15 protein-coding genes are annotated in these 15148 nt (G+C 74.2%); 7 read left to right on the plus strand and 8 right to left on the minus strand.

What is annotated here, in order from left to right:
• From HF519_RS19140 to HF519_RS19165, 6 genes are all read right to left on the minus strand, one after another.
• Positions 1-524 (minus strand): LLM class flavin-dependent oxidoreductase (locus HF519_RS19140; protein ID WP_169414348.1); only part of this gene is annotated, 524 nt, incomplete at its 3' end.
• Between the two features lie 65 nt (positions 525-589).
• Positions 590-1975 carry a cobyrinic acid a,c-diamide synthase CobB gene (locus HF519_RS19145; protein ID WP_169414349.1) on the minus strand — a complete coding sequence of 462 codons (1386 nt, stop codon included), beginning with the start codon at positions 1973-1975 and terminating at the stop codon, positions 590-592.
• A complete protein-coding gene (locus HF519_RS19150; RefSeq protein ID WP_169414350.1) occupies positions 1972-2949 on the minus strand; it encodes an aldo/keto reductase in 978 nt (325 codons plus the stop codon). Before HF519_RS19150 ends, HF519_RS19145 begins: the two co-directional genes overlap by 4 nt.
• Positions 2950-2953: 4 nt before the next feature.
• Positions 2954-3568 (minus strand): cob(I)yrinic acid a,c-diamide adenosyltransferase, encoded by a 615-nt coding sequence (gene cobO / locus HF519_RS19155; RefSeq protein WP_169414351.1) that lies wholly within the window; start codon positions 3566-3568, stop codon positions 2954-2956.
• Positions 3569-3637: 69 nt separating this feature from the next.
• Positions 3638-5773 (minus strand): putative cobaltochelatase, encoded by a 2136-nt coding sequence (locus tag HF519_RS19160; RefSeq protein WP_169414352.1) that lies wholly within the window; start codon positions 5771-5773, stop codon positions 3638-3640.
• The gene (locus tag HF519_RS19165; protein WP_246244561.1) at positions 5770-7308 is read right to left on the minus strand and encodes a cobyric acid synthase; all 1539 of its coding nucleotides are present in this window, start codon (positions 7306-7308) and stop codon (positions 5770-5772) included. Before HF519_RS19165 ends, HF519_RS19160 begins: the two co-directional genes overlap by 4 nt.
• 101 nt (positions 7309-7409) lie before the next feature.
• On the opposite strand from HF519_RS19165, the gene HF519_RS19170 reads away from it, so the two are divergent.
• Positions 7410-8270, plus strand: coding sequence for an SURF1 family cytochrome oxidase biogenesis protein (locus HF519_RS19170; protein WP_169414354.1), 861 nt, complete (start codon positions 7410-7412; stop codon positions 8268-8270).
• On the opposite strand, the gene HF519_RS19175 is transcribed toward HF519_RS19170, so the two are convergent.
• Positions 8255-9277 carry a cobalamin biosynthesis protein gene (locus HF519_RS19175; RefSeq protein WP_169414355.1) on the minus strand — a complete coding sequence of 341 codons (1023 nt, stop codon included), beginning with the start codon at positions 9275-9277 and terminating at the stop codon, positions 8255-8257. The genes HF519_RS19170 and HF519_RS19175 overlap by 16 nt on opposite strands.
• Positions 9278-9346: 69 nt before the next feature.
• Between HF519_RS19175 and HF519_RS19180 the strand changes: the two genes are divergently transcribed.
• From HF519_RS19180 to HF519_RS19205, 6 genes are all read left to right on the plus strand, one after another.
• Positions 9347-9985: a flavin reductase family protein gene (locus tag HF519_RS19180; RefSeq protein WP_169414356.1), complete on the plus strand. Its 639-nt coding sequence runs from the start codon at positions 9347-9349 to the stop codon at positions 9983-9985.
• 208 nt (positions 9986-10193) lie between these two features.
• The gene (locus HF519_RS19185; protein ID WP_312860209.1) at positions 10194-11405 is read left to right on the plus strand and encodes an ABC transporter substrate-binding protein; all 1212 of its coding nucleotides are present in this window, start codon (positions 10194-10196) and stop codon (positions 11403-11405) included.
• A 55-nt stretch (positions 11406-11460) separates the two neighbouring features.
• Complete coding sequence (locus HF519_RS19190; protein ID WP_169414358.1) at positions 11461-12216, plus strand: ABC transporter ATP-binding protein; 756 nt, start codon at positions 11461-11463, stop codon at positions 12214-12216.
• On the plus strand, positions 12200-12925 hold the full coding sequence (locus HF519_RS19195) for an ABC transporter ATP-binding protein (protein ID WP_169414359.1): 726 nt from the start codon (positions 12200-12202) through the stop codon (positions 12923-12925). The genes HF519_RS19190 and HF519_RS19195 overlap by 17 nt, the downstream gene beginning before the upstream one ends.
• Positions 12922-13803: a branched-chain amino acid ABC transporter permease gene (locus HF519_RS19200; protein ID WP_169414360.1), complete on the plus strand. Its 882-nt coding sequence runs from the start codon at positions 12922-12924 to the stop codon at positions 13801-13803. Before HF519_RS19195 ends, HF519_RS19200 begins: the two co-directional genes overlap by 4 nt.
• A 17-nt stretch (positions 13804-13820) precedes the next feature.
• The gene (locus HF519_RS19205; protein WP_169414361.1) at positions 13821-14882 is read left to right on the plus strand and encodes a branched-chain amino acid ABC transporter permease; all 1062 of its coding nucleotides are present in this window, start codon (positions 13821-13823) and stop codon (positions 14880-14882) included.
• Between the two features lie 16 nt (positions 14883-14898).
• On the opposite strand, the gene HF519_RS19210 is transcribed toward HF519_RS19205, so the two are convergent.
• Positions 14899-15138 (minus strand): hypothetical protein, encoded by a 240-nt coding sequence (locus tag HF519_RS19210; protein ID WP_169414362.1) that lies wholly within the window; start codon positions 15136-15138, stop codon positions 14899-14901.
• Between the last annotated feature and the right edge of the window lie 10 nt (positions 15139-15148).

Raw genomic sequence — 15148 nt, forward strand, 5'->3', positions numbered from 1 at the left:
ATCCACCCGCCGCCGTACTGCGCCACCCGCCGGATCGCGGGCCGTCCGTACCCGCCGATCAGCAACGGCGGGCCCTCGGGCTGCGCCGGCGGCGGCCCGATCACGCCGCCGGGCCGCGGCACGCCGCGCCAGACCTCGCGCAGTTCCTCGATCAACTGGTCCTGGTTCCCGCCCCGCTGCTCGAAGTCCCGCCCGGTGGCCTCGAAGTCGGAGTTCACCGCGCCGACGGCCAGACCGACCGTGAGCCGGCCCAGCGAGAGCTGGTCGATGCTGGCGAGCTGTTTGGCGAGCAGCGCACCGTTGCCGCGGTGCGGGGTCACCAGGACCGTCGTGGTCAGCCGGGCGTTCCCGGTCGCCGCCGCGACGGCGCCCAGGACCGCGATCGGGTCGTAGCTGTCCCAGACGACGCGGTCGGCGATGCCGAGGCTCTGGAACCCCCGCTCGTCGGACTCGCCGGCCCACTCGATGATGGTGGGGCCGTCGGTGCCCGGGATGGTGCTCGGGAGGCCGATACCGATCTCCACGCGTCCTCCTGGTGCTCATGCTCGCCGGCACCAGGCGTTACCCGTGGTCGGGGCGGTGAAACGCGCTAGGACGCCCCCGCGACCCGTGACCCGGCCCGCGCGACGAACCGGGCGACGGCGTCCGGGGCACCCGCGGGGTGGGTGTGCAGGAACGAGGCGTGCACCCCGCCGGTGACGAAGCCCTCCGGCTCGCCGCCGCGCCATCCCCACGCCGGTTCGGTTCCGGACCGGGGCGTGACCGCGCAGTGGTGGAACTCGTGCCCGGCGACCCGCTGCCCGGCGGCGAACACCGCCGACGGGCTCAACGCGACGGCCTCGCGATAGCCCAGGGTGAGCCGGCCGGTCATCGACGCCGACGCGGGCAGCACGCCGCACATGGGCTGGCCGTCGAGGTCGGAGCACAGGTAGATCAGCCCGCCGCATTCGCCGTGCACCGGCGCCCCGGACCCGGCCAGCTCCTTGATCGCGGCGCGCAGCGGGACGTTCGCGCCCAGCGCGGCGACGTGCTCCTCGGGGAAGCCCCCCGGCAGCACCAGCGCGGCGGTGCCCTCGGGCAGGGCCTCGTCGCGCAGCGGGTCGGCCACCACGACCTCGGCCCCCGCCGCGACCAGCAGTTCCACGTGCTCGGCGTAGCCGAACGTGAACGCGGGCCCGCCCGCCACCGCCACCACCGTGCGCGGACGACGCCGTTCCGACGACGATTCCCGCGCCCGGCCGATCTCGGCCGACGGGTCCCAGGCCGGTCCGTCCGGCAGCGGCTCGGCGAGGCGCGCCACGGCGTCGAGATCGACGTGCTCGGCGACCAGCGCCGCCATCGCGTCCACCGCCGCCGTCGCCGCGGACCCGTGCTCGACCGCGGTGACCAGCCCCAGGTGCCGCGACGGCACGGCGAGCTCGGCACGACGCGGCAGGGCCCCGAGCACCGGCAGCCCGACCTCGGCAGCGGCCGCTCGCAGCACCTCGGCGTGCCGGTCGCTGCCCACCCGGTTGAGGATCACCCCGGCGAGCCGTGGCGCCGGATCGAGGCCGGGGTCGAAGGAGCGGAACCCGTGCAGGAGCGCGGCGAGGCTGCGGCTCTGCCCACGGCAGTCCACGACGAGCACCACCGGCGCCCCGAGCAGCCCGGCGATCTGCGCCGTCGAGCCGTATCCGTCGGCGACCCGGCCGTCGAACAGGCCCATCACGCCCTCGACGACCGCGAGGTCCGCCCCGGCCGCGCCGTGCCGGGCGAGCGGCGCGATCCGCTCGGCACCGACGAGGACCGGGTCGAGGTTGCGGCCCGGCCGGCCCGCCGCGAGCGTGTGGTAGCCGGGGTCGATGTAGTCGGGGCCGACCTTGAACGGGGCGACGGCCGTCCCGCGGCGGCGCAATGCGGCCATCAGCCCGGTGGCGACGGTGGTCTTGCCGCTGCCCGAGGCGGGTGCGGCGATCACCACCGCCCGGGCGGTCACCGGTGGCCCAGCACCGGGTGCGGCACGTACGGCTTCTCCAGCGCGACGATCTCGTCGTCGGACAGCTCGATGTCCACGGCGGCGACCGCGTCCTCGATGTGGCCCGGCTTGGTCGCCCCGACGATCGGCGCGGTCACCGCCGGCTTGTGCAGCAGCCACGCGAGCGCCACCTGGGCCGGCGGCAGCCCGCGCTGCGCGGCGACCTCGGCCACCGCGTCGACGACCGCGAAGTCGGCCTCGGCGTAGAGCCGGTCGGCGACCTCGTCGGTCCTCGCCCGGGTGGTGGTGCGGCCCTCCCGGGTCCGGGTGCCGGCCAGCATCCCGCGTGCCAGCGGGCTCCACGGGATCACCCCGACGCCCTGGTCCAGGCACAGCGGGTGCATCTCCCGCTCCTCCTCGCGGTAGAGCAGGTTGTAGTGGTCCTGCATGGAGACGAAGCGGGTCCATCCGTGCAGGTCGGCGGCGTGCTGGGCCTTGGCGAACTGCCAGGCGTACATGCTCGACGCGCCGAGGTAGCGGGCCTTGCCGGCGCGCACGACGTCGTGCAGCGCCTCCATCGTCTCCTCGATCGGCGTGTCCGGGTCCCAGCGGTGGATCTGGTAGAGATCCACGTGGTCGGTGCCGAGCCGGCGCAGCGACGCGTCGATGCCGGACAGGATGTGCTTGCGCGACAGCCCGCCCATGTTGGGCCCCTCGCCCATCGGCATGAACACCTTGGTGGCCAGCACGTAGTCGTCGCGGTCGGTGAACAGCTCCCGCAGCAGCGTGCCGGTCACCTCCTCGCTCACGCCGAGGGAGTACATGTCGGCGGTGTCGAAGAAGGTGATGCCGAGCTCGGCGGCCCGGCGCACCAGCGGGCGCGCGGCGTCGAGATCGAGCACCCAGTCCCGCCAGGTCGGCGAGCCGTAGCTCATCATCCCCAGGCAGACCCGGGAGACCTGCAGTCCGGTGCCACCCAGCCGCCGGTATCTCATGCGCTCACCATTCGATCCCGCGCTGGCCCTTCTGGCCCGCGTCCATCGGATGCTTGATCTTGGTGGTCTCCATGACCAGGTCGGCGGCCTCGATCAGCTCCGGCGCCGCGTCCCTACCGGTGATGATCACGTGCTGGCGGCCCTCCCGCGCGGCGAGCACGTCGACGACCTCGCGCACGTCGACCCAGCCCCACTTGATCGGGTAGGTGAACTCGTCGAGCACGTAGACCTCGTGGACCTGGTTCTCGATCCGGCGGCGGATCTCCGCCCAGCCCTCGGCGGCCTGCGCGGCGTGGTCGGCCTCGCTGCCCTGCTTGCGGGCCCACGACCAGCCCTCGCCCATCTTGTGCCACTCGACGGGCCCGCCCTCACCGGTCTCGGTGTGCAGCCGGCCCAGCGCGCGGAACGCGGCTTCCTCACCGACCTTCCACTTCGCCGACTTGACGAACTGGAACACCCCGATCGACCAGCCCTGGTTCCACCCGCGCAGGGCCAGCCCGAACGCCGCGGTGGACTTGCCCTTCATCTCGCCGGTGTGCACGACGAGCAGCGGCCGGTTGCGGCGCTGCCGCGTGGTCAGCCCGTCCTGCGGGACCGAGGTCACCTGGCCCTGAGGCACGACGTGCCTCCTTTCGGTCGGCTCGTGAGCGGGAACGGTCCGTGGGACCGCGTCATCCGCTCACGGTGGCTACGCCGCACGTGCGGCCTGGACGACACCGGTCACGCGGTCGGCCGACAGCTCGTCGACGGTGACGAGCGGGCCACCCGCGGCCTCCGCGATCCGTGCCGCGAGCCCGAGGCGCACCGGCCCGGACTCGCAGTCGACGACCACGGTGTGCACGCCGTCGGCGGCGAGCAGCCCGGCGGCGCGGCAGGCGTCGTGCACCGGGTCGCCGCCGGCGCGGGCCGGGACCGTGGCCCGTCCGTCGGTCAGCAGGACCAGCAGCGGGCGGCGCCGCGGGTCGCGCAGCCGCTCGACGGCCAGCACCCGGCGGGCCCGCAGCAGGCCGCTGGCGAGCGGGGTGCGCCCGCCCGTGCGCATGGTGGTGAGCCGGGTCTGGGCGGTGGGCACGCTGGACGTCGGGGGCAGGACGAGCTCGGAGCCCAGGCCCCGGAACGTGACCAGCCCGACCTTGTCGCGGCGCTGGTAGGCGTCGCGGAGCAGCGACAGCACCGCGCCGGACACCGCACCCATCCGCTTGCGCGCGGCCATCGAGCCCGAGGCGTCGACGACGAACAGCACCAGGTTGCCCTCGCGGCCCTCCCGGACGGCGTGCCGCAGGTCGTCGCGGTGCAGCCGCAGCCCGGCCCCGCTGCGGCCGCGGGCCTGCTGGTGCGGCGCGGCGGCGACGATGGTGGCGGGCAGGTGCACGTCGGCGGCGCGGCGCGGCGCCGACGAGCCCGGGTCCGCCGGGCGGACGACCCGGCCGGCGTCGGTGCGGGCGCGCGACCGGCGACCGGGCGCGCCCTCGCCGACACCGGGGACCTCGAGGCGTCTGGCCCGGAACGGGCTGGACGGCGGCGGGGCGGCCCGGGTGGGGCCGTCGCCGGCGGGCCGTGCCCCCGCCGCGGGAACCTCCCCGGCGGGCGGGTCCTGCGGTCCGGGGTCGGAGGTCGCGGCGGGCGGGCCGGTCTGCGGCGGCTCGGAGGGCGCCGGCGCGTCGGACCGGTCGGCGCCCCCGTCGGAGCCCCGGTCACCGGCGGCGCCGTCCGGGCCCGCCTCGGGCTGCGCATCCGGCGCTTCCCCACCGCCGCCGTCCGGGGGCTCCGGCTCGGGGTCGCGCTCGGCCTGCTCGGCCGCGTCGCGCAGCGCGTCCTCGAGGGTCTGCTCGTCGATGCCCGGCTCGTCGAACGGGTCGCGGCGGCGCCGGTGCGGCAGCGCGAGCCGGGCGGCGACCCGCACGTCCTGCTCGGCCACCGCGTCAGCGCCCCGCCACGCCGCGTGCGCGGCGGCGGCCCGGGCGATCACCAGGTCCGCCCGCATGCCGTCGACGTCGAAGGCCGCGCACACCGCGGCGATCCGGCGCAGCTCGGTGTCGTCGAGCCGGACCGAGGTCACCCGGTCCTGGGCGTCGGCGATCCGCCGCGCGGTGTCCGCCTCCTCGCCGTCCCAGGAGGCGGCGAACCCCTGCGGGTCCGCCTCGAACGCCAGCCGGCGCCGCACCACCTCGACGCGGGTGTCGACATCGCGCGCCGCGCGCACCTCCACGGTCAGCCCGAACCGGTCGAGCAGCTGCGGGCGCAGCTCACCCTCCTCCGGGTTCATCGTCCCGACCAGCAGGAACCGTGCCGCGTGCGATACCGAGACCCCGTCGCGCTCGACGTGCGCGCGGCCCATCGCGGCGGCGTCGAGCAGCAGGTCGACGAGGTGGTCGTGCAGCAGGTTGACCTCGTCGACGTAGAGCACGCCGCGGTGGGCGTCGGCCAGCAGGCCGGGCTGGTAGGCGCGAACGCCCTCGGACAGCGCCCGCTCCAGGTCCAGCGAGCCGACGAGCCGGTCCTCGGTGGCCCCGACCGGCAGCTCGACGAGCTGCGCGGGCCGGATCTCACCGGTCCCGCCGGCGGCGTGCGGGCCGTCCGGGCACTCCGGATCGGGGGCGTCCGGCGCACAGCGGAACCGGCAGCCGGGCACGACCTGCAGGCCGGGGAGTAGCGCGGCCAGTGCGCGCACGGCCGTCGACTTGGCGGTGCCCTTCTCCCCGCGCACCAGCACCCCGCCGATGCCCGGGTGCACCGCGTTGAGCACCAGCGCGAGCCGCAGGTCGTCGTGCCCGACGACCGCGGAGAACGGGAACCGGGGCGTCCGGGAGACAGCGGTGGTCACGGCGTCGAGCCTGCCAGACGCGACGTCAGGACCGGCAGACCGACATCCGCACCGTGACTGATGACATGTTCAAGTGCGCTCGTGTCCAGGTGCTGCTCGACCAGGTCGCCGAGCAGGTCCAGCTGGGCGGCCCGCTCGGCGGCGAAGCAGGTGTCCGGGGCCGCCCGGAAGCCACCGCGCCCGGCCTGCGCCGCCACCCGGGCCAGCAGCGCGCGGCGGAAGTCGTCGTTCTCCAGCAGCCCGTGCCAGTGCGTGCCGAGCACCGCGCCGGTATCGGATCCCTCTCCGGACCCACCCGCGTCCAGCAGCGCCGGGTCCCCCGAGTGCACGACGCGCCCGTGGTGGATCTCGTAGCCGGTGACCGGAACGCCCAGCCCGCGCCCGGACGGCCGCCCGAGGTGCTTGTCGGCGTCGAAGGCGATCTCCAGGTCGAGCAGGCCGAGGCCCTCGACGTCGGCCCCGCCGGGAACCTCCACGCCGCCCGGGTCCACGATCCGCCGCCCGAGCATCTGGTAGCCGCCGCAGATCCCCAGCACCGGACGCCCGGCCGCCGCGTGGGCGCGCACGGCGTCGGCCAGCCCGGTGCGCCGCAGCCACTCCAGGTCGCTGACCGTCGCCTTCGACCCGGCCAGCACGACCAGGTCGGCATCGAGCAGCCGGGACGGCTCGGTCACGTACCGGACGGCCACACCCGGCTCACACGCCAGCGCCTCGGCGTCGGTGGCGTTGGAGATCCGGGGTGAGCGCACGACCGCGACCCGCAGCCACTGCGACCCGTGCGGGGGCGCCGGCCGGCCGAGCACCCCGTCGGCCACCGCGGACAGCGAGTCCTCGGCGTCGAGCCAGAGCCGCTCCGCCCACGGCAGCACGCCGTAGGTGGGACGGCCGGTGAGCGCCCGCAGTTGCTCCAGGCCGGGTTCGAGCAGGGCCGGGTCGCCGCGGAACTTGTTGATCACGAATCCCGCGATGCGGGCCTGGTCGGCCGGGTCGAGCACGGCGACGGTGCCGAACAGGTGCGCCAGCACCCCGCCGCGGTCGATGTCGCCGACCACGACGACCGGCAGGTCGGCGGCCTGGGCCAGCCCCATGTTGGCCAGATCGGTGGCGCGCAGGTTGATCTCGGCCGGGGAACCGGCGCCCTCGCACACCACGACGTCGTAGCGGGCCCGCAGGTCGGCCAGCGTGTCGGTGACCACGGGCAGCAACGCCGCGGTCCGGTTCCGGTAGGACCGCGCGCTGACCTGGCCGTCGGCCTTGCCGAGCACCACGACCTGCGAGGTCCGGTCACCGCCGGGCTTGAGCAGCACCGGGTTGAACGCGACGCTGGGCTCCAGCCCGCACGCGTGGGCCTGCATGGCCTGGGCCCGGCCGATCTCCCCGCCGTCGACGGTCACGACGGAGTTGTTCGACATGTTCTGCGCCTTGAACGGCGCCACCCGCACGCCCTTGCGGCGCAGCCAACGACAGATCCCGGCGACCAGTGCGCTCTTGCCCGCGTCCGAGGTCGTCCCGGCGACCAGCAACGCCCCCCGCAGATCTCCGGCCACGGCGCCAGTATCGCCCGTGGGCGCGCCCGGCACGCTCGCGGTGGTGACGCGCCCGTACCCTCCGGCCCGCGAGCGCATACCGTGGAAGCATGCGGTTCCTGCTACGTCCGGGCTGGCTCGTCACCATCGCCGTGGTGATCGGGTTCGTGATCACCTGCTACACCTTCCTCGCCCCGTGGCAGTTCGGCCGGGAGGCCCAGCGCGACGCCCAGCAGCAGGCGATCGACGCTTCCTACGCCGTCGCACCGGTCCCGCTCGGCGAGCTGGTCCCGGCGGGCGCCGGGGTCACGAACGAGGTCGAGTGGCGCCAGGTGCAGGTGACCGGGACCTACCTGCCGGAGGCCGAGACGCTGGTCCGGCTACGGGTGGTCGACGGCAAGCCCGCGTCGGAGGTGCTGACCCCGCTGCGCACCGACGACGGCCGGGTGGTCGTCGTCGATCGCGGCTACATCGCAACCACCGACGGCCAGACGGTGCCCCACTTCGCCGCCCCGCCGACGGGCACCGTCACGCTGACCGCGCGGCTGCGGCTCGACGAGACCGACCCGCAGGCCCGGCCGGTGTTCACCGCAGGCGGCCACCGCCAGTTCTACGCAGCCGACTCCCGCCCGATCGCCGCGGACACCGGCCTGGACCTGATGCCGGGCTACCTGCAGCTCGCGCCGGAGCAGCCCGGTGTGCTGGGCCCACTCGCCGTGGCCCCCGCGACCGGCGGCGCACCGTTCACCAACCTGTCCTACGCGCTGCAGTGGCTGACGTTCGGGGCGATCGCGATCGTCGCACTGGGCTACTTCATCCGGCTGGAGGTCCTGCAACGGCGGGGCCGCGGCACGGACTCGAAGGGAGCGCTGCGCGACGCGCTGGCCGGCCGCGACGGCGGCGTCGATCCGGACGGGGCGCAGCCGGACTCCCAGGAGACCCCGCTCGCGGAGCGCTACGGCCGGCGCTGAGCCGTCCGACGCCCGAGCCGGTTCGCGCGGCGCGCCGCGGCCTGGGCCCCGGCCGCCGCCAGGCCCGCCGACACCCACCCGACCAGCCGCGACAGCCGCGCGGCACGGTGCAGGTCGGCGACCCGCGGCGGCTTCCCGGTGCCGAGCGACGGGCGCTGTTCGGACCCGTGCGGGTAGACGGTCAGCCCGCCGAGCCGCACCCCCAGCGCGCCCGCGGCCGCCGCCTCCACCGGGCCGGCGTTCGGACTCGGGTGGGTCCGCGCATCGCGCCGCCAAGCCGCCAGCGCCGCCCGAGGTGAGCCGCCCACCGCGGGCGCCAGCCCGGCGAACAGCAGCGCCGCCGCCCGGGCGGGCAGCAGGTTCGCCGCGTCGTCGAGGCGGGCCGACGCCCAGCCGAAGCGCGCGTACCGCGGTGACCGGTAACCGACCATCGCGTCGAGGGTGTTGACCGCGCGGTAGCCCAGCAGCCCCGGAACCCCGGCCACCGCACCCCAGAACAGCGGGGCGACCACGGCGTCGGAGGTGTTCTCGGCCAGCGACTCGACCCCGGCGCGGGCCATCCCGGCCGCGTCGAGCGCGGACGGGTCGCGTCCGCACAGGCTCGGCAGCCGGGTCCGGGCGGCCCCGAGATCGGCCTGTTCCAGCTCACCGGCCAGCGCCGCGCCCTCGCGGGCCAGCGACGTCCCCCCGAGCACCGCCCATGTCGCGACGGCGGTGAGCGCGGCGCGGGCCACCGGGCGGTCACCGGCCAGCCGCTCCACGGCCGCGCCGAGCCCGACCGCCCCGCCCACCAGGACCGCGCTGTACCCGACCCCGGCGACCCGCCGGTCGGCGTGGCACCACCGCTCGAGCGCCGCCGCGAGCCGGCCGAAGCCCGCCACCGGGTGCCCGCGCCGCGGGTCGCCGAACAGCGCGTCGGCCGCGACCCCGGCCAGCAGTCCCGCCGAACGGCCGGCCCACCGGTCCGTCCGGGTGGTCGGGCGCGGCGAGGGGCGTCGGGGGGTCATGGTGGGCGACGGTACGGCGACCGGCGGCGAGGGCGGGCGCCCGGTCCGCTCGGAGGGGATGATCGCGTCATGCGCACGGATCTGGACCCCGACGAGCTGGGGCACCGCTCTTTCTACAAGCTGCTGACCTCGATCGTGGTCCCCCGCCCGATCGCCTGGGTCTCCACCCGCTCGGCCGCCGGGGTGAACAACCTGGCACCGCACTCCTTCTTCACCGTCGCGTGCGTCGACCCGCCGATGGTGCAGTTCACCTCGGTGGGCAGGAAGGACTCGCTGCGCAACGTCCGCGAGACCGGTGAGTTCGTCGTCAGCCTGGCCAACGAGCCGATGTTCGAGCAGGTCAACGCGACCGCCACGAACTTCCCCGCCGGGGTCAGCGAGTTCGCCGCGGTGGGCCTGACACCCGAGCCGAGCCGCACCGTCGCGCCGCCCCGGGTCGCCGAGTCGCCGGTGGCGCTGGAGTGCCGGCTCGAACGCGACATCGAACTCGGCGACTCCACGGTCGTGATCGGCCGGGTGCTGCACGCCGCGATCGACGCCGAGGTGTTCACCGAGGACGAGCGGGGCAACAAGCTCCCCGCGATCGAGAAGCTGCGCCCGCTCGCCCGGCTGGGCCGCAACCAGTGGTCGACGATCGGTGAGGTCCTCGAGATCACCCGGATCCCGCACGAAGAGTGGCCGGGCCACTACTCCCCACCGACCGAGTGACCCCTGCCCGCTCGTACCAGCGGCCGGCAACGCGGCGGCGACAACAGCCTGACCTGATTCGGAACACAGCCGTGACACCACGGCAAAGGTTTGCGCGGGCTGCACAAATCAGGCACTGCATCCTGTCACATTGCACATAGATCACCCGACCGAGCGAACATACGATTCGGGCCGTATCCGGGTTCCGAAAGCTCGGCGAGGGAGAATCGTGATTCGCATCCGAAGGCGGTCCGCCGTCCTACGCGCCTTGTCAGTCGGTGTCGGTATTGCACTCGTCGGGGGATGCGGCTCCGCGGCCGGATCAGGATCCGACTCGAATTCCGGCCCGATCGTCATCGGGCACACCGCGGGCATGACCGGATTCATGTCGGTATTCGACGTCCCCGTCGAGCAGGGCATGGCGATGGCCGTGAAGGACATCAACGCCGCGGGCGGCGTGCTCGGCCGGCAACTCGAACTGATCACGACGAACAACGAGTCGGATCCGACGAAGATCCAGTCGGCGGCGCAGGAGGCGATCGAGAAGGGTGCGCAGTTCGTCGTACCGGCCTGCGACTACGACATCGGCGGACCGGCCGCGCGGACCGCGAACGACCAGGGCATCATCGCGATCGGCTGCGCCGGTGGGCCGCTGTTCGGCTACGAGGGCACCGGCCCGATGACCTACAACCTGCACCAGGCCTCCCCGGGCGAGGGGGCGACGATGGCGCAGTGGGCGTTCGCCGCGGGATACCGCAAGCCCTTCGTCATCAACGACCGCGGTCTCGAGTACAGCCAGGTGGCCGGCGAGTACTTCACCAAGAAATGGCAGGCAATGGGCGGCCAGATCGCCGGTGAAACCACCTACCAGAACGGTGACCAGTCCGCTGCGTCGCAGATCGCGGACATCCAGAGATCGGGCGCCGATCTCGTCGTCATCGCCAGCTATCCACCCGGTGGCGCCACCCTGATCCGGCAGATCCGTGCGGCCGGGATCGGCCTGCCCATGGTCGGCACGCAGGCATTCGACGGGACCTACTGGCTCGACGCCGTTCCGGATCTCAGCGATTTCTTCGTCCCGGTCACCGCCTCCCTGCACGGCGACGACCCGGTGGCGGCGCGCAACGAGTTCTTCCGGCGCATCGAGCAGGAAACGGGTTCGCCCGCGGCCAGTGCGTTCTACCCGCTGACCGGATACTCGAGCGTGCAGGCACTGGCCAGGGCGATCGAGCGGGCCGGCACCACCGACAGCGCGGCCGTGTCGGCGGAACTCGACAGGTTCACCGACGAGGACCTGCTCATGGGGCCGACCACGTACACCGCGACGTGCCACATCCCCTCCCTCCGGCCGCAACTGATCGTCGAGTACACCGCCGGCAAGCCGGCCGTCGTCCAGCGCGACCTGGCCCTGACCGAGGTGCCCGGCGGCGCGCCGTGCTGACCCCGGGCCGGCACCAGTGACGAACACCCACGACCGGCCGGGTCCTGGTGATCCGGTGGAGACCGGGCGGCTCCGGGCGACGGGCATCTCCGTGAACTTCGCGGGGCTGCGGGCCCTCGACGACGTGGACCTCGAACTGCGCGACGGGGAGATCCTCGGCCTCATCGGGCCCAACGGCGCCGGGAAGTCCACGCTGGTCAACGCGCTGACCGGGTTCCAGCGCCACACCGGGCGCCTCGTCGTCGACGGGGTGGACATGACGGGGTGGTCGCCGCGACGGCTCAGCCGCAGCGGTGTGCGACGGACCTTCCAGAACGTGCGGCTGTTCCCGGAGATGAGCGTCTACGAGAACGTCGAGGCCGTCGGCCTCGGACTCGGGCTCGGTCACCGCAAGGTCCGGGGGCTGGCCGGGGACATCCTCGACTGGTTCGGCATGTCGCACCTGTCCTCGACGCCCGCCAGATCACTGCCCTACGGCATCGAGCGTCGACTGGGCATCGCCCGGATCCTGGTCACGGGCGCCCGCTACGTGCTCCTCGACGAGCCGGCCGCCGGGCTCAACGAGGACGAGAGCGACGAACTGCTGGAGTTGCTGGCCCGCCTGCCCGAGCGGTTCTCGTGCGGCCTCATGGTGATCGAGCACGACCTCCGGCTGATCATGCGGCTGTGCCACCGGCTGCAGGTGATCGACCACGGCCGGCTGCTGGCCGTCGGGGACCCGGCCACGGTGCGGCGCGATCCCGCGGTCGTCGAGGCGTACCTCGGGCACGACAGGGCGGGCGAGGAGGTGCTCGGTGCTGCAGATCGCTGACCTGACCATCCGCTACGGCGGGATCACCGCGGTCCACGGGCTGTCGGTGTCGGTCGACGAGGGCGAGCTGGTGGCGCTGGTCGGACCCAACGGCGCCGGGAAGTCCTCGACGCTCGCCGCCGTCAGCGGCCTCGTCACCCCGGCCGCCGGCCGGATCGTGTTCGACGGCGAGTCCCTCGTCGGCCTGCCGCCGGAGGAGACCGTGCGGCGGGGCGTCGCGCTCGTCCCCGAGGGCCGCAACATCTTCGGCTCGCTGACCGTGGCGGAGAACCTGGCGCTGGGGGCGACGATCCGCCGGGACAGGCGCGCGGTCGCCCACGACGTGGAACGCGAGCTGGACCGCTTCCCGATCCTGCGCGAGCGCTACGGCCAGCAGGCGGGCTACCTCTCCGGCGGCGAGCAGCAGCAGCTGGCGATCGCGCGGGCGCTGCTCAGCCGGCCACGCCTGCTCCTGCTCGACGAGCCGTCGCTCGGGCTGGCCCCGCTGCTGGTCGACGCCGTGTTCGACACGATCGCGGAACTGCGCCGCGGCGGCATGACCACCCTGCTCGTCGAGCAGAACGCGACCCGGGCCGTCGCCCTGGCCGACCGGTCCTACGTGCTGCGCACGGGCCGGGCCGTCCGGTCGGGGACGGCCGAGGAGCTCGGCGGGGCGGCGGCGCTGGCGAGCGAGTACCTGGGCGAGACCACCGAGGAGCTGCCCGCATGAGCCCGCTGATCCAGTACTCGATCGACGCGCTGAACCTGGGCTGCCTGTACGCGCTGTACGCACTCGGCGTCGCGATGGTGTTCGGCATCCTGCGCCTGGTCAACTTCGCCCACTCGAGCCTCATCATGATCGGCGGGTACGCGCTGGTCCTGACCGCGGGCCTGCCTCTCGCGCTGCGGGTGGTCATCACGGTCGTGGCGTGCGTGGCCGCGGCGGTCCTGCTGGAGCTGGTCGCGTTCCGGGCGGTCCGCGGGGCCAACCCGGCGACGCTGCTCGTGACGTCGTTCGCCGTCACCATCGCGATGTCCAGCCTGGCCGAGGCCGTCTTCGGCGCCCTGCCCGCCGCCGCCGACGTCCATCCCGCGCTGCGCGAGAGCTACTCCTTCGGCACGGTCTACGTGCCGAAGCTCAACATCGCCACGGTCGTGGTGACCGCGCTGCTCGTCGGCGGGCTGTCGCTGTTCCTGACCAGGACGACGCTCGGGCTGCAGATGCGGGCGGCGGCCGCGGACTTCACCACCGCCCGGCTGATGGGCGTCCGGACCGACCGGGTGATCAGCATGGCCTTCGCGGTCAGCGGGGTGCTGGCCGCCGCGGCCGCGCTGTTCCTGCTGGCGGCGAGCGGCTCGGTGACGCCGGGCTTCGGCGTCGACGCCGTGCTCTTCGGGCTCATCGCGGCCGTGGTCGGCGGGCTGTCCAGCCTGCGCGGCGCCGCGATCGGCGGACTGGTGCTGGGTGTCTCCGGTCAGCTGCTGCAGTCGTTCCTGCCGGTCGAGGTCAAACCGTTCCGTGACGCGATCCTGTTCGCCGCCGTCGCCGCGCTGCTGGTCCTGCGGCCGCAGGGGCTGGTGGCCAAGGCCGAGGGGGTGAGGATTTGAGACGCCTGCTCCAGTGGATGTCCGTTCCGCTGGTCCTGGTGCTGGGGGTGGGGGCCGTCGCGCTGGTCGCGGCCCAGGGCCCGACCTCGCTGCAGCGGACCGTCGTCGTCGCCCTGATCAACCTCGTCCTGGTCATCGGCCTCTACGTCTTCGTCGGGAACTCCGGCGTGTACTCCTTCGGCCACCTCGGCTTCGCCGCGATCGGCGCCTACGCGGCGGGAGTCCTGGTCATGCCGGCGGCCCGCAAGGCCCAACTGCTGGCCGACGCACCGGAACCGATACGGACGCTGACCGTCGCGCCCACCGTGGCCGTTCTGGCCGGCGGCCTCCTCGCCGCCGTGGTCGCGGTGGTCCTGGCGGTACCGCTGTCCCGGATCGACGGGCTGTCGGCGGGCCTGGCGACGGTGTCGCTGCTGATCTCGGTGAGCGTCGTCGCGGCGAACTGGGACAGCATCACCAGGGGCCGCAAGGGCCTGTCGGCGATCCCGTCGAGCACCACCCTGCCCACGGCGCTGGCCTGGGCGGCGGTGGCGATCGTGGCGGCCTGGTGCTATCAGCGGTCCTCGTTCGGCAAGCGCCTGCGGGCGTCCAAGGACGATCCGGTCGCGGCGGCGTCGGCGGGCATCTCCGTGCCGCTGCAGCGTGGGATCGCCTTCGTCATCAGCGCGTTCTTCACCGGCGTCGGCGGTGCGCTGTTCGCGCTGTTCCTCGGCTCCGTGACCCCGGACGTGTTCTACCTGAACTACACGTTCCTCATCCTCACGATGCTGGTGATCGGGGGCGCGGACTCGCTCACCGGAGCCGTGCTCGGCGCGACCGTGGTGTCCGTGCTCTCGGAGATCCTGCGGCGGGCCGAGGCGGGCGACGTGCTCGGCCTGATCCAGGTCGACCCGCGGCCGGGCATGCAGAACGTCGTCCTCGGCCTGCTGCTCGTGGTGATGCTGCTGCGGAGACCGTCGGGGATCACCGGCGGCCGCGAGATCCGGTTGCCGTGGGCGCACCGCCGCCACGGGGTCGGAGTGGCATCGCCGCCGGCCGATGTCACGTCGGGCGATGCCGCGGGGGCGGCCCGCCCGTGACCGTGCCGAGCCGGGGCTACCCGTCGCCCCGGGTCTCGTGCAGCACGCGGGCCTGACTCGCGATCTGCTGCAGGGTGCACGGCCACCGCACACCGGAACCGCTGACGTTGCGGCAGGCCGTGCAGCGGCCCAGCCGGTCCGGGACGTGCTCGACGAGCAGCCGTCGCCAGACCTCGGGCATGTCGGCGAGCACCCCGGCCATCGGGCCGGGGCTCGTGGATGCCGCCGGGCCGTCCGGCGTGTGTGGTTCGGTCACGGTCACGGTC

It is taken from the genome of Pseudonocardia bannensis, from assembly GCF_012911875.1.
In the GTDB taxonomy this organism is placed as follows: Bacteria; Actinomycetota; Actinomycetes; order Mycobacteriales; family Pseudonocardiaceae; genus Pseudonocardia; species Pseudonocardia bannensis.